25 protein-coding genes are annotated in these 24,598 nt (G+C 63.4%); 12 read left to right on the top strand and 13 right to left on the bottom strand.

Annotated elements, in window-relative coordinates; genetic code table 11:
* Nucleotides 1-176: 176 nt before the first annotated feature.
* The 3 genes from pgmG to LOZ74_RS00855 form a co-directional block, all read right to left on the bottom strand.
* Nucleotides 177-1,589, bottom strand: a complete 1,413-nt coding sequence (pgmG, locus tag LOZ74_RS00865; RefSeq protein WP_230292496.1) for a phosphoglucomutase/phosphomannomutase PgmG — start codon at nt 1,587-1,589, stop codon at nt 177-179.
* A 71-nt stretch (nt 1,590-1,660) separates the two neighbouring features.
* Nucleotides 1,661-1,945, bottom strand: coding sequence for a J domain-containing protein (locus tag LOZ74_RS00860; RefSeq protein ID WP_230292495.1), 285 nt, complete (start codon nt 1,943-1,945; stop codon nt 1,661-1,663).
* On the bottom strand, nt 1,942-2,745 hold the full coding sequence (locus LOZ74_RS00855) for a division plane positioning ATPase MipZ (RefSeq protein WP_230292494.1): 804 nt from the start codon (nt 2,743-2,745) through the stop codon (nt 1,942-1,944). The genes LOZ74_RS00860 and LOZ74_RS00855 overlap by 4 nt, the downstream gene beginning before the upstream one ends.
* Nucleotides 2,746-2,843: 98 nt before the next feature.
* Here LOZ74_RS00855 and panC point away from each other — a divergent pair, with 98 nt between their 5' ends.
* Together panC and LOZ74_RS00845 are read left to right on the top strand one after the other, a co-directional pair.
* Nucleotides 2,844-3,701, top strand: a complete 858-nt coding sequence (panC, locus tag LOZ74_RS00850; RefSeq protein ID WP_230292493.1) for a pantoate--beta-alanine ligase — start codon at nt 2,844-2,846, stop codon at nt 3,699-3,701.
* 318 nt (nt 3,702-4,019) lie between these two features.
* Nucleotides 4,020-4,904 (top strand): class I SAM-dependent methyltransferase, encoded by an 885-nt coding sequence (locus LOZ74_RS00845; RefSeq protein ID WP_230292492.1) that lies wholly within the window; start codon nt 4,020-4,022, stop codon nt 4,902-4,904.
* Nucleotides 4,905-4,977: 73 nt separating this feature from the next.
* Here the strand turns inward: LOZ74_RS00845 and LOZ74_RS00840 are convergent, their stop codons facing one another.
* The 8 genes from LOZ74_RS00840 to LOZ74_RS00805 form a co-directional block, all read right to left on the bottom strand.
* Entirely contained in the window at nt 4,978-6,177 is a 1,200-nt protein-coding gene (locus tag LOZ74_RS00840) for a hypothetical protein (protein WP_230292491.1), read from the bottom strand.
* A gap of 137 nt (nt 6,178-6,314) precedes the next feature.
* On the bottom strand, nt 6,315-7,187 hold the full coding sequence (locus LOZ74_RS00835; RefSeq protein ID WP_230292490.1) for an SPFH domain-containing protein: 873 nt from the start codon (nt 7,185-7,187) through the stop codon (nt 6,315-6,317).
* A 97-nt stretch (nt 7,188-7,284) separates the two neighbouring features.
* Entirely contained in the window at nt 7,285-9,063 is a 1,779-nt protein-coding gene (gene recQ, locus LOZ74_RS00830; protein WP_230292489.1) for a DNA helicase RecQ, read from the bottom strand.
* Nucleotides 9,064-9,131: 68 nt separating this feature from the next.
* Nucleotides 9,132-9,371 carry a hypothetical protein gene (locus LOZ74_RS00825; RefSeq protein WP_230279214.1) on the bottom strand — a complete coding sequence of 80 codons (240 nt, stop codon included), beginning with the start codon at nt 9,369-9,371 and terminating at the stop codon, nt 9,132-9,134.
* Between the two features lie 94 nt (nt 9,372-9,465).
* Complete coding sequence (gene metH / locus LOZ74_RS00820; RefSeq protein WP_230292488.1) at nt 9,466-12,099, bottom strand: methionine synthase; 2,634 nt, start codon at nt 12,097-12,099, stop codon at nt 9,466-9,468.
* A 20-nt stretch (nt 12,100-12,119) separates the two neighbouring features.
* Nucleotides 12,120-13,181 carry a homocysteine S-methyltransferase family protein gene (locus LOZ74_RS00815; protein ID WP_230292487.1) on the bottom strand — a complete coding sequence of 354 codons (1,062 nt, stop codon included), beginning with the start codon at nt 13,179-13,181 and terminating at the stop codon, nt 12,120-12,122.
* Entirely contained in the window at nt 13,178-14,104 is a 927-nt protein-coding gene (gene metF, locus LOZ74_RS00810) for a methylenetetrahydrofolate reductase (RefSeq protein ID WP_230292486.1), read from the bottom strand. Before metF ends, LOZ74_RS00815 begins: the two co-directional genes overlap by 4 nt.
* Nucleotides 14,101-15,141 (bottom strand): metalloregulator ArsR/SmtB family transcription factor, encoded by a 1,041-nt coding sequence (locus LOZ74_RS00805; protein ID WP_230292485.1) that lies wholly within the window; start codon nt 15,139-15,141, stop codon nt 14,101-14,103. Before LOZ74_RS00805 ends, metF begins: the two co-directional genes overlap by 4 nt.
* Nucleotides 15,142-15,277: 136 nt before the next feature.
* Here LOZ74_RS00805 and LOZ74_RS00800 point away from each other — a divergent pair, with 136 nt between their 5' ends.
* Genes LOZ74_RS00800 through LOZ74_RS00790 form a run of 3 tightly spaced genes read left to right on the top strand, consistent with a single transcriptional unit; the run spans nt 15,278 to nt 16,100 of the window.
* Nucleotides 15,278-15,589 (top strand): hypothetical protein, encoded by a 312-nt coding sequence (locus LOZ74_RS00800; RefSeq protein ID WP_230292484.1) that lies wholly within the window; start codon nt 15,278-15,280, stop codon nt 15,587-15,589.
* A complete protein-coding gene (locus LOZ74_RS00795) occupies nt 15,589-15,798 on the top strand; it encodes a hypothetical protein (protein WP_230292483.1) in 210 nt (69 codons plus the stop codon). The genes LOZ74_RS00800 and LOZ74_RS00795 overlap by 1 nt, the downstream gene beginning before the upstream one ends.
* A gap of 50 nt (nt 15,799-15,848) precedes the next feature.
* Complete coding sequence (locus tag LOZ74_RS00790) at nt 15,849-16,100, top strand: hypothetical protein (RefSeq protein ID WP_230279207.1); 252 nt, start codon at nt 15,849-15,851, stop codon at nt 16,098-16,100.
* Here the strand turns inward: LOZ74_RS00790 and LOZ74_RS00785 are convergent.
* On the bottom strand, nt 16,097-16,372 hold the full coding sequence (locus LOZ74_RS00785) for a ribbon-helix-helix domain-containing protein (RefSeq protein ID WP_230292482.1): 276 nt from the start codon (nt 16,370-16,372) through the stop codon (nt 16,097-16,099). The two genes, LOZ74_RS00790 and LOZ74_RS00785, sit on opposite strands and share 4 nt — an antisense overlap.
* A 63-nt stretch (nt 16,373-16,435) precedes the next feature.
* Here LOZ74_RS00785 and LOZ74_RS00780 point away from each other — a divergent pair, with 63 nt between their 5' ends.
* Both LOZ74_RS00780 and LOZ74_RS00775 read left to right on the top strand, forming a co-directional pair.
* Complete coding sequence (locus tag LOZ74_RS00780; RefSeq protein ID WP_230292481.1) at nt 16,436-17,149, top strand: tRNA (guanosine(46)-N(7))-methyltransferase TrmB; 714 nt, start codon at nt 16,436-16,438, stop codon at nt 17,147-17,149.
* A 138-nt stretch (nt 17,150-17,287) separates the two neighbouring features.
* Nucleotides 17,288-18,049, top strand: coding sequence for a sulfite exporter TauE/SafE family protein (locus LOZ74_RS00775; RefSeq protein ID WP_230292480.1), 762 nt, complete (start codon nt 17,288-17,290; stop codon nt 18,047-18,049).
* 332 nt (nt 18,050-18,381) lie between these two features.
* Here LOZ74_RS00775 and LOZ74_RS00770 read toward each other — a convergent pair whose 3' ends face one another.
* Entirely contained in the window at nt 18,382-18,576 is a 195-nt protein-coding gene (locus LOZ74_RS00770) for a YdcH family protein (RefSeq protein ID WP_230279375.1), read from the bottom strand.
* 265 nt (nt 18,577-18,841) lie between these two features.
* On the opposite strand from LOZ74_RS00770, the gene LOZ74_RS00765 reads away from it, so the two are divergent.
* From LOZ74_RS00765 to tilS, 5 genes are all read left to right on the top strand, one after another.
* Nucleotides 18,842-18,997, top strand: coding sequence for a YdcH family protein (locus tag LOZ74_RS00765; protein ID WP_230279376.1), 156 nt, complete (start codon nt 18,842-18,844; stop codon nt 18,995-18,997).
* 176 nt (nt 18,998-19,173) lie between these two features.
* Nucleotides 19,174-21,456: a phosphoenolpyruvate--protein phosphotransferase gene (ptsP, locus tag LOZ74_RS00760; protein WP_230292479.1), complete on the top strand. Its 2,283-nt coding sequence runs from the start codon at nt 19,174-19,176 to the stop codon at nt 21,454-21,456.
* A 222-nt stretch (nt 21,457-21,678) separates the two neighbouring features.
* Entirely contained in the window at nt 21,679-22,491 is an 813-nt protein-coding gene (locus LOZ74_RS00755; protein ID WP_230292478.1) for a helix-turn-helix domain-containing protein, read from the top strand.
* A gap of 113 nt (nt 22,492-22,604) precedes the next feature.
* Nucleotides 22,605-23,540 (top strand): tol-pal system YbgF family protein, encoded by a 936-nt coding sequence (locus LOZ74_RS00750; RefSeq protein WP_230292477.1) that lies wholly within the window; start codon nt 22,605-22,607, stop codon nt 23,538-23,540.
* 74 nt (nt 23,541-23,614) lie between these two features.
* The gene (gene tilS / locus LOZ74_RS00745; RefSeq protein WP_230292476.1) at nt 23,615-24,556 is read left to right on the top strand and encodes a tRNA lysidine(34) synthetase TilS; all 942 of its coding nucleotides are present in this window, start codon (nt 23,615-23,617) and stop codon (nt 24,554-24,556) included.
* Nucleotides 24,557-24,598 lie beyond the last annotated feature (42 nt).

The raw sequence follows: 24,598 nt of genomic DNA, 5'->3' as shown, positions 1-24,598 counted from the left end.
ATGTCAGTAAGCCTAGAAATACAGTAATTTAGCGGCGTATCGGCCCTGTGGAAAACCCTTCGCAATCGCAGCAGCGATGGGCTTGGAAAGCGGTGTCATACCTTCCAAGCCCGCGAATCGGACCCTAAAACCTGATTCGTGATTCGGAAAATGGCGGGGACCGAACCCGCCTGCCGTCAGTGCCCTGCTTGCGGGCCCCGTTCCAATCCCGATTCGGCCAGCTGGCCATCGATCTGCGCCATCAGCCGTTCGAGACCCGCCTCACTATCGCTTTCGGCGCGGGCAACCAGAACGTCCTGCGTGTTCGATGCACGTAGCAGCCACCAGCCATCAGCATTGGTCACGCGCACCCCATCAGTCGCGTTCACATCATCGGGCGATCCGGCAAGCCGCTCCTTCACCTCGTCGATCACGGCGAACTTGCGGCTTTCGTCGACCTGAAAGCGCATTTCGGGGGTGTTGATCATGTCGGGCATCGCCGAACGCAATTCGGTCACGCTCTTACCCAGACGCGCACTGGCGAGGATCAGGCGGACGCCGCCGTAAAGCGCATCGTCATAACCGTAATACTGGTCGGCAAAAAATACATGCCCGCTCATCTCGCCCGCAAGCGGAGAGCCGGTTTCCTTCATCTTCGATTTGATCAGCGAGTGCCCCGTCTTCCACATCAGCGGCTGTCCGCCATGGGCCGCAACGCTGTCATACAGGGCGCGGCTGGCCTTTACGTCGGCGATGATCGTGCTGCCGGGTAGGTGCTTCAACAAATCCTCGGCGTAAATCATCAGCAACTGGTCGCCCCAGATAACCCTGCCCGTGCCGTCGATCGCGCCGATGCGGTCGCCGTCACCGTCAAAGGCCACACCAAAGTCGAGCCCTTTCTCGGCCACCAGGGCCTTCAGATCGACAAGGTTTTTTTCTTCCGTGGGGTCGGGGTGATGATTGGGAAACGTGCCGTCGACTTCGGTGAACAGGGTGAAATGCTCCCCCGGCATCCGCGCGACCAGCTTTTCAAGGCACGGGCCTGCCGCGCCATTGCCTGCGTCCCAGCCGATCCGCAGCTTCGACAGATTAGCCATCTCGGCAGCAGGCAGCCCATCGAACGGCTTCATCAGTGCGTCGATATAGGCGTCGACGACGTCGCGGGTTTCGTGGCTGCCGCCGCCGTCGATCCAGTCGCCCGCAGCCGCCATCTCGCCGATCTTCAGAATATCCGCACCGAAAAACGGCCGGCCCTGAAATACCATCTTGAAGCCGTTGTAATTGGCGGGATTATGGCTGCCGGTTATCTGGATGCCGCCGTCAACATCTTCGGCTGACGCCTCCGCATAATAGAGCATCGGCGTCGGGCCCATCCCGATCCGCACCACGTCGCAGCCGCTGGCATTCAGCCCTTCGACCAGCGCATGTTCCAGCGTGGGCGAGGATACGCGCCCGTCATAACCCACCGCGACCCTGCTGCCGCCCGCCCGCTTGAGCAGGGTGGCGAAACCGCGGCCGATGGCGCGGGCGTCGTCGGGGCCCAGCGTCTCTCCGATAATGCCGCGGATGTCATATTCACGCAGGACGGTAGGGTGGAACTGATGGGACATGACGATGCCTTTCGCGACTTTGGACTATACTGGCCGCCAGATGCAGGACGCGACTGGCAAGGACCCACGCTTTAGCGCTTGGTGGGGACAGATTGTTCCAGCAATATGTCACGCGCGGCATCGATGCGAAACACCTCTTCGGGTGATCCCCCCTTGTCCGGATGGGCGGTGCGCATCAGACGTCGGTGGGCAGCCAGAATATCCTCGCGGCTGGCATGGCGGTCGACGCCCAGCAATGTCCGCGCCTGCGCCCTCTGCTGCGATTTTTCGGAATCGCGCCACATGTCCCACGGCCATTTGCGGAACACCATGCGGAACACGACCACCGCCAGAACGGCGAGGATCAGGAATTTCACGCGGCGACGCCCACCTGGTCGGTCCGTTCGATCGGGGGCAGGTTCAGCGCCTTGACCAGCGATCGCAATTCCTGCCGCGCCACCAGATGGCTGGTCGCCATGTCGCCCAGATGCCCCTTGTCCAGCAGGGTCAGGCCCGCCGGGAACAATTCGCGATAGATCACGCGTTCCGACAGGCCCGGCGCGATACGGAAACCGACGCGCTTTGACAGTTCGGACAGCGCGAATTCAAGGCGGCGCATATTGCGCGCCTCGATATGCTGGGTACGGTTGCGCACCACGATCCAGTCCATCTCGCGCCGGCCGCTCTGGGTGGCGAGCCCGCGCTTCTTGCGCGCCTCGAACATCAGTTCGGAATAGAAGGACAGCTTCTTCACCTTGAAGGTTTCGGGATCGACATGGCCGAACAGGTCGAAATCCACGAAACTGTCGTTCAACGGCGTGACCAGAGTATCGGCCGTCGTCGCGACATGGCGGGCATATTTGTCATCGCGGCCCGCGGTGTCGAAGATCAGGAAATCCATCCCTTCGCTCGCTTCTTCGATCATGGCTTCCAGTATTTCGATGCTGGGCCCGCCGAAAACGCCCACCATGGCGCCGGGCAACTGGATATCGCGCCGTTTTTCGGTGTCGAGCCGGTTTTCGAAATAGCGGAAAAACGTGCGCTGGCGGTGATCCAGATCGAGCGCGGCGACCTTTGCCCCCTGATAGGCGAGCGCGACGGCGACATGAACCGCCGTGGTCGATTTGCCGGTGCCGCCCTTTTCATTGGCGAAGACGATGCGGTGTGGCTGGCTCATATCTTGGGTCAACTCTTTACGCCAAATGGCTTTACGCTGCCGGTTTGGGCGTTACACCCCCCCGACATGCACCCAGTTTACCAAGCGGGACTCCCAAGATGCAAACCGTTCACGCGCTGAATCCACTACGGCAAACGGTAGAGCGCTTGCGCGCCGCTGCCCAAGAGGGGGCGAAACTGGCGCTGGTGCCCACCATGGGGGCATTGCACGAAGGGCATCTGACGCTGGTCCGGCGCGCGAAAGAGCTGGCCGATCTGGTCGCCGTCTCCATCTTCGTGAACCCCAGACAATTCGGCCCGAACGAGGATCTGGACGCCTATCCACGCCAGATGGAGCGCGACAGCCGCCTGCTGGAAGCCGAAGGCGTGGCGCTGTTGTGGGCGCCCGATGTGACCGCGATGTATCCCGAAGGCTATGCGACCAATATCGCCGTTTCGGGGGTAAGCGACGGGCTGTGCGGGGCGGACCGGCCGGGCCATTTCGACGGGGTGGCGACCGTGGTGTGCAAGCTGTTCAACCAGGTGCGGCCCGATATCGCCCTGTTCGGGGAAAAGGACTGGCAGCAACTGGCCGTGATCCGGCGCATGGCCCGCGATCTCGACCTGCTGTTCCCCCATGTCGACGCGATCCTTGGCGTGCCCATCGTGCGCGAAGCGGACGGCTTGGCGATGAGCTCGCGCAATGCCTATCTCTCGCCCCGGCAGCGCCAGTCGGCGGCAGTGCTGAACGTGGCGATGCGCGCCGCGATCGACCGCTTGCACGAGGGGCTGCCGGCCGACGCCGTGCTGACCGAGCTGGAAGGCGTGGTGCTGGCGGCGGGTTTCGACAGCATCGATTATGCCGAATTGCGCGATGCCGGCTCCATCGCCTTGCTGAACGCACCCAATGGCAATGCGCGCCTGTTCGTCGCGGCACGGATCGGCGGCACGCGGCTGATCGACAATATGGCGGTCTAGACCCTCGCGATCGCCACAACAGGGTGACAAAAGTGACATATGTAAACAGGCTGTCACCCACCGCAAAGCCGCAGAAACGCTTGGGTTGAACGCCTTTGGTTAACACAGACGGTGCCTGCGGAAATTTCGACGATTTGAAAGAGCGGCTGCGAGAACGGCTAACGACGGACGGGCGTGTAGGACAGCGGGAAAGTGGGTGGCTCCGCCTGCGGCGAGAGGCAGCGGCCCATCCACAGAATGCGGCATCACGCCTTGTCATGGCGCGGGCCAGCGTGCATCCCGACAAGCATCGGAAAATTCGGGTTCGGGAATTGCTTCATGAAATGCGTAGCGTGCCAGTCGGAAGCGTTCGTCGATCGCGGCGGCTATAAATATATCATGGGCGATGCGTGGGTAAAATTTGCCCCTGCCCTGCGCTTGTACGAATGCATGGACTGCCACACCACGCAGGTCGATCACAAAGCGCTCAATCTGGATGCGGTCATTGCCTATTATGGCGGTTCCTATCGCGGCGACGGCCATTCGGCCACATCGGGCGGCGGGTTCGAGAAAAAGGTAAAACGCGGTGTGGGGCTACTGAAAACGGGCGGCCGCTACCTCGGCAAGGCACCGCGCGAGGTTTATGAATTCGGCGCGGGCCATCTGGCCAATCTGGAAGCTGCGCGCAGGATTTGGCCCGATGCCGTGCTGATGTGCGACGATGCCGACAAGGGAGCGATCGGCAGCCATGATTTCCTGCAATATACGCCGCTGGACCAGCTTGACCACAAACTGGACCTGCTATTGATGTGCCATGTGCTGGAACATCTGATCGATCCGGTGGCTGAATTGCGCAAGCTGGCCCAGCATATTGCCCCGGGCGGCATGCTGGTGATCGAAGTGCCGAACAAGCCGTGGCCCAGCGTCAACCGCCAAAAATCGCACGATCCGCATATCACTTTCTTCACCCGCAGTTCGATCGCGCGCATGTTCGAACAGAACCTGTCCGACCTGTTCGAAGTGAAGGAAACCGGCACTTCGGGAGAGATCGAGGCGACGGGACTAAAGGCTTTCCTCAAGGAGAACCTGCGCTTTGCGAAACGGCGGCTGACTAAGATGACCAATATCCATGTCACCAATCCGGTACCACCGCCTGAATGGGTCTTCGAAACACGCGACGATGAGCGCGGTGCGACACTGCGGCTGGTGGCCAAACGGATCTAGCGGGCAGGGCGGGACCCGCAACCCGGTTTCGCAGCGATCAATAACCGCCGGGCGCATCCTCCGGTTCGTCTAATTAGTCTTCGGGCATATCCGCGAAGGCTTCGGCCGTGGCTTCGAGGGCCTCTGCCTCGGCCTCAATATCACCGAAATATTGCTCGACATAAGCTTCCTCGAACGCCTCGGCTTCGGGACTGCCCGGAATGCGCTCGGGGCGCTGCGCTATCGGGCTGGCTGGGTCCAGCCAGATAAATTCGGCACCGCTGCGCGCGATTGCCGCACCGGCGGCCTGCATGGCGGGCCGTTCGATCGAAACATAGATACGCGAAGCTGCAAGGCTTCCCGCCGGAACCGCGTTCGCGGCCCGTGCCAGCGCGGCAACAAGCGCAGCGGGTGAATGGGGCGAGGCGACTGCCATGGCGCCGGGATAGTCGACCTCGGTTTCGAAGCCTTCGATCAGCCATTCCACCGAATGGTCGAAACGCGGGTCGTCCGGTGCCAGAAGGACTTTCGTGGCTGACCAAAGTTCGAACGGATCGGGAGCCAGCCGCGCCACTGCTTCCGTCAGATAGGCATGCCACTCCCCCGTTGTCATGCCTTCCGGCGGTAAAAGCGGTTCGGTCAGATAGGCGATACGCTCATCCATCGACGCCTGCATAAGCTTACGCACGGTTCCGGCACGCGCCTCCGCCGCGTCCCATGATGGCGCGGTCACCCTGCTGGCCGCCCCGCTTGCCAGCGCAATATGCACTTGCGGCAAATCGGCATCGTCGTTCGCGGTCCCGGCGACCGTCAGGTCGGCGTACTCAGGCAGTGCGATCGTCAGGATAGCCGCGGTGCCGTCATCGGAAAATCTCGCCTCCTTGCGCCAACGGACCGAACTGACCGAACGGGGCAGTGTTTCGAGATAGCCTTGGGGTAGGAAATCGTCGGTAATGAAAGACCGGACCAGCCCCGCCTCGCGATGATAGACCGCGACCACGGCATCGCCATAGCCGACCGAATACCAATTGTCGAAAGTGACCAGATAAGCTCCGTCATCCGACACGATGGCCGATGCCGGTGCGACTTCGTTCACGAGTTCGATCATGCCGCGCGGCATCCATACGCCGTCGACCTTCTGTTCGAACAGCGCGATCGGACGGGGACGCCGGACCGCTTCGCCGCCTTTCGCTTCGCCCAGCTTCTCCTCATAATAGGCCAGCGAACTGTCCACCGGCGAAGGTTCGATGGTGACGCGATATTGGGCGCTGGTGGATGCGACCACTTCGGTCATGGGCGGAGGCCAGCTGTCGGCCTGCGCGCAACGTGCACCAACAATCAGAAAAAGCGCGCCCGTCACCGCGAGCAATCGGCTTAACATCGATGCAACCCCGTCCCGTCTTTATGATCCGGGAGCGCCATTCGCGCCCCCTACCCTTTGCCCGTATTCACCACCGGCTGCGCATCGCGGTCGCCGCATAGTACGACCATCAGGTTCGCGACCATATCGGCGCGCTGGTCGGGGGTGAGGTCGACGATGTCGTCGGCCTTCAGCTTGTCCAGCGCCATTTCGACCATCGAGACCGCGCCCATTACCAGCTTGGCGCGGGCGGCGATGACGGCTTCGGCCTGCTGGCGGCGCAGCATGGCGCCCGCGATCTCGCTGGCATAGGCCAGATGGGTCAGCCCGGCTTCGTCGACCACGATCCCCGCGACTTTCAGCCGGTCGTTCAGTTCGGCCTGCAATTCGGCGTTGATCACATCGGCGCTGCCGCGCAGCGTCGTCTCGTCCTCTTCGCCCATATCGTCATAGGGGTGGCGCGCACCCACGGTGCGCAGTCCCGCCTCGATCTGGATATTGGTGAATTCCTTGTAATCGTCGACATCGAACACGGCCTGCGCCGTATCCTGCACGCGCCACACGACATTGCAGGCAATATCGATCGGATTGCCGCGCAGATCGTTGATCTTCACCTTTTCGGAATGGATGTTGTGCGCACGCGCCGAAATCTTGTGCCGCCCCATCCACGGCCAGATCCAGCGCAGCCCGTTGGTCCGGTCGGTGCCGCGATAGCTGCCGAACAGGGTGATCACTGCCGCATTATTGGGCTGCAACATATAGAATCCGGCGATCAGGAAGACCCACAGCACGATCATCGCGATCAGCGTGAACACGGCAAAGCCGCCACCTCCGCCGCCCAGCCGCAGCAGCGCCATGACCGCCAGCACCATCGCGGCCAGCAGCAGCACCAGTACCGGATAGCCGCTGAACGTGTTCGCCGCCGTTTCCTGCGACGTTTTCATCGATTTGAGTTCCATGTCGTGCCCCCGCATCTTGTCCGGCAGGCAGTATAGCACAGCTTTTGCCAAATGATTGACACGGTCGCCGGCAATAAGGGCGTCAGGCGTATTGCTGGATCACGTCCAGAAAATCCTCGCCATATTCGTCCAGCTTGCGCGCGCCGATGCCGGGCAGTTCGCCCAGCTCGTCCAGGGTTTGCGGTTTGAATCCGCACATGTCGCGCAGCACACTGTCGTGAAAGATCACATAGGGCGGAACCCCGCTGTCCTTCGCAAGGTCGCGGCGCAATTCGCGCAACGCCTCGAACAGGGGATCGCCCACGGGATTGGGCGTGGCGTCGCCGCCGCGCCTTCGGCTTTTCGCGCGCCGTGGCGGAAGGACGAGGTCGAGCGGCACTTCGCCTTTCAGAAAGGCGCGCGCGTCGGGGCCCAGCATCAGCCCGCCATGCTCGGTCGGCAGCAATGCGCCGCGAACCTGCAAGGCGCGGGACACGGGTTTCAGCATCTGTGCCTCCTCCCCCTCGACAATGCCAAAGACCGACAGGCTTTCGTGCCCGTTCTGGCGGCTGCGGTCCGATGACTGGCCGGTCAGGATACTTTCGACATAGCCCGCGCCGAACATCTGGCGCGTGCGGGCCACGGCAGAGAGATATTTCTGCGCGGTCACCGTCGCATCGACCGACTTGGGCGGCGACAGGCAATTGTCGCAATTGCCGCAGGTTTCGGGCGGGCTTTCCCCGAAATGGCGCAGCAGGATCGCGCGGCGGCAACCGGCGGTTTCGACCAGCGCGCCCAATGCGCCCAGCCGCGTGCGCTCACCCGCGATACGGTCCTCGCCCATCTCGCCCAGCCGCATGCGCGCGCGGGCGAAATCGTCGGCGCCCCAGAACAGATGCGCGACCGACGGATCGCCGTCGCGGCCCGCACGGCCCGTTTCCTGATAATAGCCCTCGATCGACTTGGGCAGGCCCGCATGGATGACGAAGCGCACGTCGGGTTTGTCGATCCCCATGCCGAACGCGACGGTGGCGACCATCACCATGCTTTCGCTGGCGACGAATTCGGCCTGATTGCGGGCGCGGACCTCGGGCGGCAGGCCCGCGTGATAGCAGCGCGTTTCGCGGCCCGATTTGCCAAGCGTTTCGGCCAGCCGTTCGGTCGCGGCACGGGTCGGGGCGTAAACGATGCCGGGGCCCGGCTGTGCGTCCATCACGCGCTGGATCTGGCGGGCAAGGCTGTCGCGCGGGGTGATGTGATAGCGGATATTGGGCCGGTCGAATCCCGCGACAATCAGCCCGTCGTCGGGAATGCCCAGCTGCGTCAGGATGTCCGCCCGCGTATGCGCATCCGCCGTTGCCGTCAGCGCAAGGCGCGGCACATGCGGAAAAGCGTCCATCATCGGGGTCAGCAGGCGGTAATCGGGCCGGAAATCGTGCCCCCATTCGGACACGCAATGCGCCTCGTCTATGGCGAACAAAGCGATTCGACACTGGGCGAGCAGCTCGCGGAAATAGGGCTGGCTGGCGCGTTCGGGCGCAACGTAAAGCAGGTCGAGCTCGCCGTTTTTCAGCCGCTCGATCGTTTCGGCGCGGTTCTCGTCCACGCTGGTCAGCGTGGCGGCGCGGATGCCGTTGGCCTCTGCGCTGCGCAACTGGTCGTGCATCAGCGCGATCAGCGGGCTGACCACCACGCAGGTGCCGTCGAGCATCAGCGCGGGCAATTGATAGCAAAGCGACTTGCCCGCGCCCGTCGGCATGACTGCCAGCGTCGATTGCCCCGCCAGCACGCGCTCCACCACCCGGCTTTGCACTCCGCGAAAGGCGGAGAAACCGAAAGTGCGTTTAAGCGTATCGAGCGCGCCTGCCATGTTCTGGGCCATGGGGACGGCCATGACAGATCGGGCGCGGCTTCGGAAGCGGCGGGACCCCCGATTTCCTCAGGCGGGTGTCAGATCTGGCTGCCGTCCACCACCGGGCGGCTTTCGCGAGTGGCGCGATAGGTGCTGTCGGGATCGCTCTCGTCACTGGTCAGCAGCACGTGATCCTCGTGCACTTCCAGCAGGGTGCCGACGAATGGCATGCCGTCCAGCTCGCCCGTGACGCGATAGCTGACCGTGTCGCCCTTTTTAAACGTGGCGGGGTCGGTGTTGAACGTGAACGGGCATTCGCCCTCTCCCATGCCCTGCATCGGCCTGATCCTCTGGCGTTGTCTGACGCATGCCATGCTGCGCGCGGAGGAGCCATGCGTCAAACCCCCGCGTTCAGCCATCGACGGGTCGATATCAGTCGAGGTTCGGGCGCAGCCAGCGTTCGGCGGTGGCGATATCCACGCCGCGCCGCGCGGCATAATCCTCCAGCTGGTCGCGGCCGATGCGGGCAACGCCGAAATACTGGCTGTCGGGATGGCCGAAATAGAACCCCGATACGGCCGAAGTCGGCCACATGGCGTTGGATTCGGTCAGCGTGATGCCCGCCTTCGCCTCGACATCCATTAGGTCCCACAGGACGGGTTTAAGCGAATGGTCGGGGCACGCCGGATAGCCCGGTGCGGGGCGGATGCCGCGATATTGTTCCTTGATCAGCGCCTCGTTCGTGAGCTGTTCCTGCGGCGCATAGGCCCAGAGCGTCGTGCGCACATGCTGGTGCAGGCGTTCGGCAAAAGCCTCGGCAAAGCGGTCGGCGAGGGCCTTCAGCATGATATCCGAATAATCGTCATGCGCCGCCTTGAAGCGGGCGGAGTGATCGTCGATGCCGTGGATGCCGACCGCAAAACCGCCGATCCAGTCGCCCGCGGAATCGATGAAGTCGGACAGGCAGAAATTGGCGCGGTCACGCGATTTCTTCACTTGCTGGCGCAGGAACGGGATGCGGGTTCCTTCATCGAGGACTACATCGTCACCATCGCGCTTGCAGGGCCAGAAATGGCACACGCCGCGTGCGGTAAACCATTGTTCCGATATGATTTGCTGCAACATTTTTTGCGCATCGTCATACAGGCTACGCGCGCTTTCCCCGACCACCTCGTCGTCAAGGATCGCGGGGAAATTGCCCGCCAGTTCCCATGCGCGGAAAAACGGCGTCCAGTCGAAATATTGCGCCAGATCGGCCAGATCCCAGCCATCGAACACATGGCCGCCGAGCTGCGCGGGAGCGGCGGGCTTGTCGTTCATATCGGCGGCAAAACCATTGGCGCGCGCATCGGCCAGCGGCAGCAATGCGCTTTGCCCCTTGCCGGCGCGGGCGATGCGCACCGCCTCGTAATCATTGGCCACATTCTCGACGAACGGATCGCGCTGCGTATCGCTGAGCAACTGCGAAGCCACGCCCACCGCGCGGCTGGCGTCGAGCACGTGGATGACCGGCCCTTCATAGGCAGGATCGATTTTCAGCGCGGTATGCACCTTGCTGGTGGTCGCCCCGCCGATCAGCAGCGGAATCGCCATGTCGGCGCGGGCCATTTCCTCGGCCACGGTCACCATTTCGTCCAGCGAGGGAGTGATCAGGCCTGACAGGCCGATGATGTCGGCATCGTTCTCGTTCGCGGCCTTCAGAATGTCGGGCCATGGCACCATCACGCCAAGGTCGATCACCTCATACCCGTTACATTGCAGCACGACGCCCACGATATTCTTGCCGATATCGTGCACATCGCCCTTCACCGTCGCCATGACGATGCGCCCTTTGGCCTTGGTGCTTGCGTCCTTCTCCGCCTCGATAAAGGGGATCAGATGGGCGACGGCCTTTTTCATCACGCGAGCCGATTTCACGACCTGTGGCAGGAACATCTTGCCGCTGCCGAACAGGTCGCCGACCACATTCATGCCGTCCATCAGCGGCCCTTCGATCACCTCGATCGGACGGCCGCCGCGCTGTTCGACGGCGGCGCGCATCTCCTCGGTATCGTCGACGATATGCGCATCGATGCCCTTGACCAGCGCATGTTCCAGCCGCTTTTCAACCGCATAGCCGCGCCATTCGGCGGCCTGTTTCTCTGCTTCGGGGCTTTTGCCCTTGTACGATTCCGCCAGCGCGATCAGCCGCTCGGTCGCGGTTTCGAAACCGCTGTCGACGGGGGGCTGACGCATCAGGATCACATCCTCGCACGCATCGCGCAGCACGGGATCGATCTGGTCGTAGACGTCCAGCTGGCCCGCATTGACGATGGCCATGTCCAGACCCGCCGGAATCGCGTGATAAAGGAACACCGAATGCATCGCGCGGCGCACCGTTTCATTGCCGCGGAAGCTGAACGACAGGTTAGACAGACCGCCGCTGAAATGCGCGTGCGGGCATGTCTTGTGCAGCACTTCCACGGCCTCGATAAAGTCGAGGCCATAGCGGTCATGCTCCTCGATGCCTGTGGCGACAGCGAAGATATTGGGATCGAAGATGATGTCTTCGGGCGGGAAACCAATGCCGGTCAGCAGCTTGTAGGCGCGCTCGCAGATTTCGATCTTGCGCTGCTTGGTATCGGCCTGTCCGGTTTCGTCGAACGCCATGACGACGACCGCTGCGCCGTAATCCATGCATTTGCGCGCAGCGGAAAGAAACGCGTCCTCGCCCTCTTTCATGCTGATCGAATTGACGATGGGCTTGCCCGACACGCATTTCAACCCCGCCTCGATCACTTCCCATTTCGAGGAATCGACCATGATCGGCACGCGTGCGATATCGGGCTCGGCCGCGATCAGTTTCAGGAAGGTCGTCATGGCCACGACCGCGTCGAGCAGCCCCTCGTCCATATTGACGTCGATGACCTGCGCGCCATTCTCCACCTGCTGGCGCGCGACTTCGACGGCGGCGGGATAATCGCCTGCCATGACAAGCTTCTTGAAGCGGGCAGAGCCCGTGACATTGGTGCGCTCGCCGATATTGACGAAGCGGCTTGCCGCTGCGGCAAAGTCCTGTTCAGACATGATTATTCCTGTCGGGCCGTTCAGGCAGCCATGATAAAGGGTTCAAGGCCCGCAAGTCGCGTCTTGCGGGTCAGTTCGGGTATTGTGCGCGGGGCGATGCCTTCGACCGCCTTTGCCATGGCCGCAATATGCTGCGGCGTCGAACCGCAGCATCCGCCCAGCACATTGACGAGCCCGCGCTTTGCCCAGTCGAGTACGAAGCCCGCGGTTGTGTCTGGCATTTCGTCATATTCGCCCAGCTCGTTCGGCAGGCCCGCATTGGGGTAATGCATCGTGCAGCAATCGGCGATCTGCGACAGCGCCGCCACATGTGGGGCCAGCTGTGTCGCGCCGAACGAACAGTTGAGGCCCACGGTCAGCGGATTCGCATGACGCACCGCATACCAGAACGCTTCGACCGTATGACCCGACAGATTGCGGCCCGACAGATCGGTCAGCGTCATCGACAGCATGATCGGCACCTCGCGGCCCAGCGCCTGTTCCATCTGGCGCACTGCCATGATGCCCGCCTTGGCGTTCAGCGTGTCGAACACGGTCTCGATCAGGATGAAGTCGGCCCCGCCCTCGACCAAAGCCTCGCACTGGGCGCGGTAAACGTCTGTCAGATAATCGAAATCGATCTCGCGATAGCCGGGATCGTTCACGTCGGGCGACAGCGAAAGGGTCTTGTTGGTCGGCCCGATCGCGCCTGCCACGAAACGGGGGCGACCGTCGCGGTCCGCGAATTCATCGGCCACGCGCCGCGCCAGCGCCGCACTTTCGCGGTTGATGTCCGCGACCAGCGCTTCCGCCGCGTAATCGGCCTGGCTGATCGTGTTGGCGCTGAACGTATTGGTCTCGGCAATATCGGCCCCCGCCTCGAAATAGGCGCGGTGGATCGATTCCGGAACCTCGGGCTTGGTCAGGGCGAGGATGTCGTTATTGCCCTTCTGGTCCCTGGCCAGGCCAAGGTTGCCCGCGTAATCCGCTTCGACCAGACCTTTCGTCTGGATCTGCGTGCCGAACGCGCCATCGGTGATCAGGATGCGCTGCGCGGCCTGTTCAAGAAAGCTTGCGCGGGCCGCACTGGGGGTAATGCTCATGCTGCGTTCTCCTGAACTTTCGCCGCTTCCCTGGGCCGCATGCCCAGCAGATGGCACACCGCATAGGACAGTTCCGCGCGGTTGAGCGTGTAGAAATGGAAATCGCGCACCCCCTCGGCATAGAGCGAACGGCACATTTCGGCGGCGATGGTCGCGGCGACCAGCTTGCGCGATTCGGGGCGGTTATCCAGCCCCTCGAACAGCTCTTCCATCCAGTCGGGGATGACCGCGCCGCAGGCCTGCGCGAATTTGCGCGTCTGCGCCACGTTCGACACGGGCAGGATGCCCGGCAGGATCGGGGCCGTAATGCCCGCTGCCGCCGCGCGGTCGCGGAAGGCCAGATATTTCTCGGGCGCGAAGAAGAATTGCGTGATCGCGCGGCTCGCCCCTGCGTCCAGCTTGCGCTTCAGATTGTCGAGATCGGCGTCGGCGCTCAACGCTTCGGGATGGGTTTCGGGATAGGCTGCGACCGATATGTCGAAGGGCGCGATCTCCTTCAGCCCCGCGACCAGATCGGCGGCGCTGGCATAGCCATCGGGATGCGGCACGAATGTGTCGCCCATCGTCGGCGGATCGCCGCGCAGCGCGACGATATGGCGCACGCCCGCTTCCCAATAGGCTTCGGCCACTTCGCGGATTTCGGCCTTGCTTGCCTCTACGCAGGTCAGATGCGCGGCGGTCGGCAGGCCGGTTTCGCGGATGATGCGCGCCACCATGTCATGCGTGCGGTCGCGCGTGCTGCCGCCCGCGCCATAGGTGACCGACACGAATTGCGGCGCCAGCGGGGCCAGTGCGAGCACCGTTTCCCACAATTGCTGTTCCGATTTCTCGGTCTTGGGCGGGAAGAATTCGAACGAAACGTCGATGTCGCCGGGAAGCGAGGCGAAAAGGGGCCTGCCGATAGGGGAAGCAGTGTCGGTCATGGGTTGGGTCGCACTTTCGCGTGGGAATTGCGGCGCGGGGCCGCGATGTGGGAAATCGGGGGTTGGCGCGTGCCGGTCCAGATGCGTACGGTCAGCTCCTCGCCCCGCAAGGACGCGGTATCGCCCAGCGCAAAGCCTGCGTCGGCCAGCAGCTTGTCCATCTGCGCATCGGTAAAGCCCAGCCGCGCATGGGCATCGCGTTCGCGCAATTCCTCATACGCATGGGCTTCGAAATCGACGATGGCGACACGCCCGCCGCTACGGGTGACGCGCGCCGCCTCTGCCAGTGCCAGTTCGGGCAATTGCGCATAATGCAGCACCTGATGGAACAGCACCGTATCGAAATCCGCATCGCCAAAGGGCAGTTCGGTGAAATCGCCCTGCAGCAGCGTCAACCGTTCGGGGGGCAGATCCTGAAGCCGGGCGCGGGCGACGCGCAGCATGTCGTTGCTTTTGTCGATGGCGCTGACATGGCTGGCAAAGGGCGCGAAAAGTTCGGCGATGCGCCCCGTGCCGGTGCCGATGTCGAGCAAGCGGCCCAGCGGCGCGCCTTCGCCGTCACCGGCGTCCAGCTCCAGCAGCTCCGCCAGCTTCGCCTCTACCACCGAATCGTCGCTGTGAAGCGAGCGCAACCGGTCCCACTCGTCGGCGTGGCGCGCGAAGTAAAATTCGGCGCTGGCCTCGCGCGCGGTGCGGATCGCGGAAAGGCGGCGCATGTCTTCGGCGCAAAGCGCGGCGAAACCGGCGTCTTCTCCTTCTGCCGCAGCCAGCATCCGGTCTGCCGCGGCCAGCATGGGCGAAGCGCTGCCCGCCAGCCGCGTTTTCAGAAAGACCCAGCTGCCTTCCTTGCGCTTTTCAACCAGCCCCGCTTCGGTCAATATGCGGATATGGCGCGATATGCGCGGCTGGCTTTGGTCCAGCACTTCCGCCAGTTCGCCCACGGCCAGCTCCATGCGCGACAACAGCCGCAACAGGCGCAGGCGCGACGGATCGTCGATCGCGCGCAGCAGCTCTATCAAGGACGGGGCGGAGGTCATGGGCGTGCATATAAAGAAAGCTTTATATGTTTGCAACGATTGCCTGCCGCGCCGATGCACCCTAACTTCCCGTTCGCGCCCGATGGTGCATAAATGCCCGCGCCGGATGGCGCCCGTATGAGGGAGTTTCACCGTTATGAAGAAGATCATCGCCCGCGCCGCTTTTGTCGCCGCGCCTGCCCTGCTGCTTGCGGCTTGCGGTTCGACCGACGATGCCGACGCTCCGGCAGAGGCGGATAATGTCGAAATGCCCGCTGCCGAAGTGATGGCGCAGCCCGGCATGGAAGAAGACGCCGCCGTCGACCCCGCCGCTGCCGATGTGGCTGACGAGGCTGCGCCCGCCGCTGCCGCGCCTGCCGCTCCGGTCGTCGATCCCACTGCCGAAGCTGCTGCCGATGCGGCCGACGATGCCGCCGCCGATCTGTCGGCTGCGATGGAAGGCGAATAATGCGCTTTCGCCCCGCCGCGCTGGTTGTGCTGGCCCCTTTGGGGCTGCTGGCCGGTTGCGGCGGGGCAATCGACGATCCTGCCCCCGCCGATGCGCAGGAACGTCAGCTTTTACGCGATGCGGCCGAGATGCTGCCGCCAGCCGGCCCTGCCGCGCCGGAGCGTGCCGATGCTGCGCCCGCCCGCGAAACCTCTGCACGGACCGATTGAAACGAACCGCCGCGACAAGCGTTGATCCCGCAAAGAAGGAGATACGCTTTATGGCTTTGCTGAAACTCGCCGCTCTGGGTGCGCTGGGCTATGCCGGCTACCGCTATTACCAGTCGAAACACGATGCGCCTGCCGCCTTTGCCGGTGGCCAGCCGCGTGATGCCGATGCTTCGGATGAAGTGACCCCGATCCGCGATTCGGGCCCCGCCGCGATGCGCGACAAGCCGCGCCGCCAGTGGACCAATGTGGACGAGGCCAGCGACCAGAGCTTTCCGGCCAGCGACGCGCCCGCGACCTATTAAATCGTATCGTCAGGCGGGGCCAGACGCTTCGCCTGACGGGCGACCAGCCAGACGCGGATCGCGCTGGCAAGGCCCGGCGGGGTGTCGCTGGCGATCCGCTGTGCGTCGATCTCCGCCACCAGCGCGTTGATCGGCGCTTTTTCCTGTTCCGCCGCTTCCCTCAACATCGCCCAGAATAAAGGTTCGAGGCTGATCGAGGTCTTGTGGCCCGCGATTTCCACCGAACGCTTGACGGGATGGTGATAGAGGGGCGCGTCGTCTGGAGGGGTCATGTCCCGCGATTAGCGCAATCGCGCTCTCGACGCAGCAGGAAACGGACGCTAACGGCTGCGGCCATGACTGCGCATAAGGAAGGCGATCCCACCACGCTCAGCCGGCTGTATGGCCGGTCGAAAGGCAAGGCGCTGCGCGCGTCGCAGCAAGATCTGGTCGATCGGCTGTTGCCGCAAATCGCCGTGCCCGAAGATGGACCGATCGATTCCACCACACTGTTCGGCGATGCACCCGGCCAGGGGCGCCCGCTGCATTTCGAAATCGGCTTCGGCGGAGGCGAGCATATGGCCTATCGCGCCGACATGCTGCCCGATCACGGCTTCGTGGGGTGTGAGCCCTTTGTGAACGGTGTAGCGCAGGCGCTGACCCATATACGCGACGATGCGCTGGGCAATGTGCGCCTGCATATGGGCGATGCGCTGCAAGTGTTGTCGCGCGTGCCCGATGGCGCGCTGTCCTTCGTCTATCTGCTGCATCCCGATCCATGGCCCAAGGCGCGCCATGCCAAGCGGCGCATGATGAACGACGGGCCGGTCGAGATGATCGCCGCCAAGCTGAAACCGGGCGGCGAGTTCCGTTTCGGCACCGACCACCCGATCTATCTGCGCCACGCGCTGATGGTGATGCAGCGCCATACGGACAAGTTCGAATGGCTGGCCGAAACGCCCGCCGATTTCCTGACCCGTCCCGGCGGCTGGCCCGAAACGCGGTATGAGGCAAAGGCACGGCGGCTGGGCCACGAAGTCTGGTATTTCCGCTATCGCCGCCGCGCCTGAGTTGAAATGCAGGAGCAAAGTGGAAGGCGCGATTCCGGCAAGATAATTCGCCTTTTACCCCTGCTTTCAAAACTGTTTCGCCAAAATCGCGCGCCGATTTAATTTGCCGTTCCGGTTCAACAGCCGGGATTGCATTGAATGTCCGCCGAATTTCTGGCCGATCTGGTTCCCTTTATTATCGTCGGCTTCGCTGCCCAGCTGGTCGATGGCGCGCTGGGCATGGCGTTCGGCGTGATCTGCAACTCGCTGCTGGTGGGCGTGCTGGGCATGCCGCCTGCCCTCGCCTCGGCCAAGGTGCATCTGGTGGAATGTTTCACCACCGGGGCCAGCGGTATCAGCCATCTGGCGCATCGCAATATCGCCAAGTCGCTGTTCCTGCGGCTGGCAGGCGCAGGCGTGCTGGGCGGCGTGGCGGGGGCCTATCTCCTCAGCAATATCGACGCGGCCGTCGTGAAGCCCATCGTGCTCGCCTATCTGACCGGCATCGGCATCTGGCTGATCGTGCGCGGCATATTCTATCCTCCCGCGCCCAAGGAAGCGCGCCATGTCGCCCCGCTGGGCGCGGTCGGCGGATTCCTGGATGCGGCGGGTGGCGGCGGATGGGGTCCGGTCGTCACATCGAACCTGCTGGTACAAGGGGTGGAACCGCGCCGCGTGATCGGCACGGTCAGCGCGGCGGAATTCTTTCTGACGGTGGCGGTGTCTATCACCTTCATCTCGCAAATCGGGCTCGCCGATCTGGCGGGCGCGACGCTGGGGCTGATCGTCGGCGGCGTGATGGCCGCACCCATCGGCGCATATGCCGCCAAACGCATTCCGGTAAAGCCGCTGCTGATATTCGTGGGCGTGGTACTGACGATCACCAGCGTGGTGGGCATCGTGACGGCGCTGCGGGGTTGAGGGGCAGTGCCCGAGTGACAGCTGTCATGGCCGCGCAGGCGTGGATTGCTGAAACGGCATTTTTCACCCAAGACTCATAGAAAATCAAATATGAAACTAGGTTTAATAAAAAAATACCGTAGCGACAGCAAATAAAATACTAATTAAAGCCATTAGAAAATAAGTAGCCATCATCGGAAAGAACACCATAGGGTTAACCTGTCTATCCGCATACCAACGTCTGACAAACACTTTACGTTTCACGGCCCCTTGAGTGAAGCGGATTACAGAGTAAGACGCTAATAATAAACAAGCGACTACAAATAGTACATTCGATACCATTTACTGCCTCCCTAAGCGATAATATCCGGTATCAGCGCATCCTCGATCAGCATGATCTGGTCCTTCAGCACCAGCTTGCGCTTTTTCAGGCGCGCGACGCGCAATTGATCCGACGGGTTTTCCGCCAGCGCCGCAATCGCAGCGTCGAGGTCGCGGTGTTCCACCCGCAAAATCTCCAGCCGCTTGCGCATCTCGTCTTCGGTCATGGCCACGCTCATGCCCCGTTCGTCGCGCGCAGGCAACGGCTGTTGCGTCCCGTCGCAAATCGGCGGGAATTTCGTCGCGTCCCGACCGGCGCCTGCCCATTTGCCCCTTCGCAAGATGACAGTTTTATGATTTCCTGTGCCCTGTCGGTAATGCGACCGACACGAGTCGCACCGGCCGCCAAAGCTTGGCTCGATCATGAGGGATCCTTGTCATCAGGGAATCGACCGCCAGATCAGACACACGCGAACGCAGGAGACTGACTTCATGGAATCCACGCACATCAGCGCGCTCAACACAAAGCACGCCGGCCTCGAACGCCAAATCCGCGACGAGATGACGAGGCCCGCACCCGATGATGTGAAGATACAGGCACTCAAGCGACAAAAGCTGAAGATCAAGGAAGAGATCGCCCTGAATTAGGCACAGCCGGATCAGGGCTTGCCTTGGTCAAAGCCTGACCACGAAGCAAGCATGCCGCCCCCGTCGTCCCGCAGGACTTCGGGGGCGTTTTATTTCCCTGCCCGCAATCAGGCCTGCATTTAGGGCCGAAACCGCGCAGGTTTGATTTGGCGGTTGGCGGGGTTTGATATAGTCCCATGGCCATGCCTTCCGCCGTTTCCGCAGCACGACAGATCCTGACCAGCCTTCATGAAGTGATGGCATCGCGCAATCATGCGCAGGGAAAGCTGAACCAGGTGGTCGAACTGATCGGCGAAAGCCTCGATAGCGAGGTGTGCTCGATCTATCTTCTGCGCGAGGGGATGCTGGAGCTGTTCGCCACGCGCGGCCTCAATCAGGACGCGGTTCACGTGACGCGGCTGGCCATCGGCGAAGGTCTGGTCGGATCGTTGGCCGAACATGTCGAAACGCTCAACCTTGCAGAAGCGGCCGCCCATCCGGACTTTTCCTATCGCCCCGAAACGGGGGAGGACAAGTTCCACTCTTTCGCGGGCGTGCCCATCGTGCGGATGGAACGCGCCGTGGGCGTGCTGGCGGTGCAGCATGTCGAACCCCGCCGCTATGAAGAGGTGGAGATCGAGGCGCTGCAAACTGTGGCGATGGTCTTGTCGGAACTGATCGCCAATGCCGGGCTGATCGACGATGCCGATGCCGTGGGGGCCAGCCCGCAGCTGACCGATCCGCGGCAGGTGTCGGGCCTGTCGCTGGTCAAGGGTCTGGCAGCGGGCCATGCCGTGTTCCACCAGCCGCGCATCACCATCGAGCATGTCGTGGCAGAGGATACCGAGGCCGAACGCTCGCGCGTGCTGTCGGCGTTCGACAAGATGCGCGAGCAGATCGAGACGATGTCGAACCAGGCCGAATTCGGCGTTGGCGGCGAGCATGACGAGGTGCTCGAGACATACAAGATGTTCGCCTATGACGAGGGGTGGACCCGCCGCATCAACGAGGCGATCGATTCCGGCCTGACCGCAGAAGCCGCCATCGAACGCGTGCAGCAGCGCACCCGCATGCGCATGCGCCAGATCGACGATCCGCTGCTGGCCGACCGGATGCACGATCTGGAGGATCTGGCGAACCGGCTGCTGCGCATCGTATCGGGGCAGGTATCGACTGCCGCGCGGCTGGGCCTGCGCGACGATACGATCCTGATTGCGCGCAATCTGGGCCCTGCCGAATTGCTGGAATACGACCGCCGCCGGTTGAAGGGCGTGATATTGGAGGAAGGCTCGCTCACCAGCCATGTGGTGATCGTGGCGCGGGCGATGGGCGTGCCGGTGCTGGGGCGCATCCGCGGCCTGCGCGGCATGATCCGCGAAGGCGACATGGTGCTGGTCGACGGGGCGCAGGGCATTGCCAATATCCGCCCCACCCAGTCGGTGATCGAAGCGTTCGAGGCCCGCAGTGCCCGCAGCCGCGAGCGTCAGGCCCGCTATGCCGCGCTGCGCGATGTGGAGCCGTTCACCAAGGATGGCGAGCGTATCACGCTGATGATCAATGCCGGGCTGCGCGACGATGTGCCGATGCTGGGACTGACCGGCGCGGACGGCATCGGCCTGTTCCGCACCGAGTTCCAGTTCCTCGTTTCCGCCGCCCTGCCCCAGCGTGACCGGCAGACGCGGCTGTACCGCGACGTGCTGGAAACCGCGGGCGATAAGCCGGTGGTGTTCCGCACCGTCGATGTGGGCGGCGACAAATCGCTGCCCTATCTGCGGGGCGAGGACGAGGGCGGCGCGGACGAGAATCCCGCCATGGGCTGGCGCGCATTGCGGCTGGCGCTGGAACGCGAAGGGCTGATGAAGGCGCAGGCCCGCGCCTTGCTTGAGGCATCGGCGGGTCGCACGCTGAACGTGATGTTCCCGATGGTGTCCGAACCGTGGGAATTCGACGCGGCCAAGGCGGTATTCGACGGACAGCTCGAATTCCTGCGCAGCCGGCGCAAGGTACTGCCCGAACAGATCCGCTATGGCGTGATGCTGGAAGTGCCTGCCCTTGCCGAAATGCTGGATGTGCTGGCGCCGAAATTGTCCTTCGTGTCGATCGGCACCAACGATCTGACCCAGTTCCTGTTCGCCGCCGACCGGTCGAACCCGAAGCTGGCCGAACGCTATGACTGGCTGAATCCGTCGATCCTGCGCTTTATCCGCCGCGTGATCCGCACGCTGGCCGGGCAGCGGATCGACATTACCGTCTGCGGCGAAATGGGCGGCCGCCCGCTGGAAGCGCTGGCGCTGGTCGGCATCGGCATACGTCGCCTGTCGATCACACCCGCCTCGATCGGGCCGCACAAGGCGATGTTCCGCAAGATCGACACCCGCGAACTGGCCGAACAGATGGAGGCATGGCTGAACGAGCCGGTGACCGATCTGCGCGGCGCGCTGACCGAATGGGCCGACGAACGCGATATCGAATGGGAATAGGCGCCCGGTTTGCGCCTTGCGTAAGAAAATTTTGCGGCGGAATGCATTTCTGCTGGGAAAGAACGCAGGGGGCGGGGTGCAATCGCCCTCGCAATGCCGTATCGCTGGCGGCGCAGGGGTTTATGCTGCACGGCATTTCCGGCTTGCGGGCAGCCTGACGCGAAATATTCGCGGCCGGACTGACGGCGGTTTTGCCAAGCGGGTGCGAGAGGTTAGGGACGAGTGGACGAGAACGAAATCGACGATGCGATCCCCAACGGCAAGTCCGTGTCCGACACGCTGCGCGAGGAGCGTGAGCGGCAGGGCGTGAGCCGCAAGGAAATGTCCGACCGCACCAAGATTTCGGAACGCCATCTGATCGCCATCGACGAAGGCGATTATTCGGCCATGCCCAGCCGCACCTATATTCTGGGCTTCGTGCGCAGCTATGCCAATGCGCTGGACATGGACGGCAACGCCATGGCGCAGCGGCTGCGCGATGAAATGGGCCTTGCGGAAAAGGCGCGGCCCGAACGCCATCTCGACCATCTGGAACCCGGCGATCCCGAACGCAATCCGTCCAGCAAGCTGACCTGGCTGGTGCTGGCGGGCGTGATCGTGCTGGTCGCGGTGGTGCTGGTGATGTGGAAGGGCTTTTTCGTCCCCGCAGCCGAACTCCCCCCGCTGGAGGACGAGCAGGCCGAGGTCGCCGCCCCCGCTCCGGCAGCGGAGGAAGAAAGCGAAGCCCCCGCCACGGCTTCGGAAGAGGTGGTGTTCACTGCCACCGTCGACGGCATCTGGGTCAAGTTCTATGATCGCAACGGCACGCAGCTGTTCCAGAAACAGATGGCGCTGAACGAACGCTATGCCATTCCCGCCGACGCCGATGGCCCGCAGATCTGGACCGGCCGCCCCGATGCGCTGTCCATTACCGTGGGCGGGCGCGCGGTTGCGCCGCTGGCGGCCGAACAGACGGTGATCCGCGACATACCCGTCGACGCCGCCGCCCTGCGCGCGCGACCGGCGGGACCGGGCCTGCCTGCACGCAATCCCTGATCCGGCGCGATAATGCTGCCCCGCCGGTTCTGATGTATCATGTTCATCCGCCGTTCTGACGAGCGGCTTCAATACCCGATTTTCGCGCCATGAATTTCACGAGGTTGCCTTCCATGTCCGCCACGACGCGTTCGCTCTCCCTTTCCGCCACCATGCTGCGCGCGCTGCGCCGCAACGCGATTCTGCTGGGCGGGGCGATGGCCATTGCCCTGCCTGTCGCCGTGCCTGCCCAGGCGCAGGACGAAGCGCGCATCCGCAAGCTGGAACAGGAAGTAAAGGCATTGCAGCGCAAGGTCTTTCCCGGCGCCAGCGGCCCCTATTTCGAGCCTGAGATCGTTGCGCCGCAGGCTCAGCCGACCGGACCCAGCACCACGGCGGGCCCCGTTACCGACATGCTGGCGCGCATGGATGCGGTGGAATCGGCGCTGCAAAGCCTGACCGCGCAGGTCGAAACGAATTCCAATGCGTTGCGCCTGATGAATGCGCGCGTCGATGCGCTTGAATCCGCGGCCATGCCGGTCGATCCGATGGCCGCGCCTTCCGCCGCCGTCACCCCGCCGCCGCGCGCCGACAATGCCACTGGCAATAATATGGCCGCGATGACGGGCGGGGCCGCCGTTGCCGCCACCGCGGCGGCTGCGATCGAAAAGCCGTCGACCGGCGACGATGCCGAAGACACCTATGTCTATGGCTATCGTCTGTGGGACGCCAAGAAATACGCCGCCGCGCGCGAACAGCTGCAAAAGGTGGTGAATGTCTATCCCAGCCACCGCCGCGCCAGCTGGGCCCGCAATCTGATCGGCCGTTCGTGGCTTGACGAAGGCCAGCCGAGCAAGGCGGGCGAGGCGTTCCTGCAGAACTATCTCGCCGACCGCAGCGGCGAGCGCGCGCCCGACAGCCTGCTCTATCTGTCGCGCGCCACGCTGGCGCTGGGCAACAAGGCCAAAAGCTGCGAGGCGCTGGCCGAATTCCGCCGCGTCTATCCCGCCGAAGCCGCTGGCCGCCTGTCGTCGCTGAACACGCAAACGGGTCGAGAGGCGGGCTGCTGATTGATACGCCGCCGATCCCTGACGCGGATGATCTGAACGCGGCAGCGGCGCGCTTTGCCCGCGACTGCGCGCCCTTGATCGAACCCGACGCCCGTCTGGGGATCGCCGTTTCGGGCGGGCCGGATTCGCTGGCCATGTTGCTGCTGGCTGCGACCGCGTTTCCCGATCGCATCGAAGCGGCCACCGTAGACCACCGGCTACGTCCCGAAAGCGCCGATGAAGCCGCGATGGTGGCGCGCGTGTGCCGCGACCGCGGCATTGGGCACACGGTGCTGACCGTAACCCTGCCCGACCACGGCAATGTGCAGGCCAATGCCCGCCGCGAACGCTATCGCGCGCTGGGTCAATGGGCGCGCGAACACGGGCTGGCCGCTATCGCCACCGCGCATCATATCGAGGATCAGGCCGAGACGCTGTTGATGCGCCTCAATCGCGGGTCGGGGCTGAAGGGGTTGGCCGCGATGCGCAACCGGCGGCCTGTGCCGATGGCGGCGGATATCGGTCTCATCCGGCCTTTGCTGGGCTGGCACCGCTCCGAACTGGCCGCGATTTGCGCAGCGGCGGGGCTGGAACCGGCACAGGACCCGTCGAACCGCGATCCGAAATATGACCGCGCCCGCATCCGCGCCGCCATGACAGGGACCGACTGGATCGACCCGTCCGCCCTTGCCCGCAGCGCCCGCCATTTACGCGATGCGTTCGAAGCGCTGGAGGAAGCGGTCGATGCCGAACTGCAGACACGCATTGTTTTTCTCCCCGAAGAACAGGGTGCGGTCTATGCACCCTCGCCGCGCCAATTCGGCGTGCGCGGGCTGCGGTTTCGCGTTCTGGAAAAGCTGATCGGCGAACTGGGGCGATCCCACGGTGCGCCACGCGGGGCGGAAATCGACCGTCTGCTCGACACGCTCGAATCGGGGGGAAAGACCACGCTGGCGGGGCTGGAATGCACCGTGCGCAGCGGCGTGAACGGGCCGGAATGGCTGTTTACCCCCGAACCGGCGCGAAAAACCGGCTGAATCGGTGTGAAAGCGGGGTTTCGTTTGCTTGCCATTCACCAT

Origin of the sequence: Croceicoccus sp. Ery5 (genome assembly GCF_020985325.1) — a bacterium.
Lineage (GTDB): Bacteria > Pseudomonadota > Alphaproteobacteria > Sphingomonadales > Sphingomonadaceae > Croceicoccus.
Note: the sequence above shows the minus strand (reverse complement) of the source record. Positions and strands in the feature narration are given on the sequence as shown.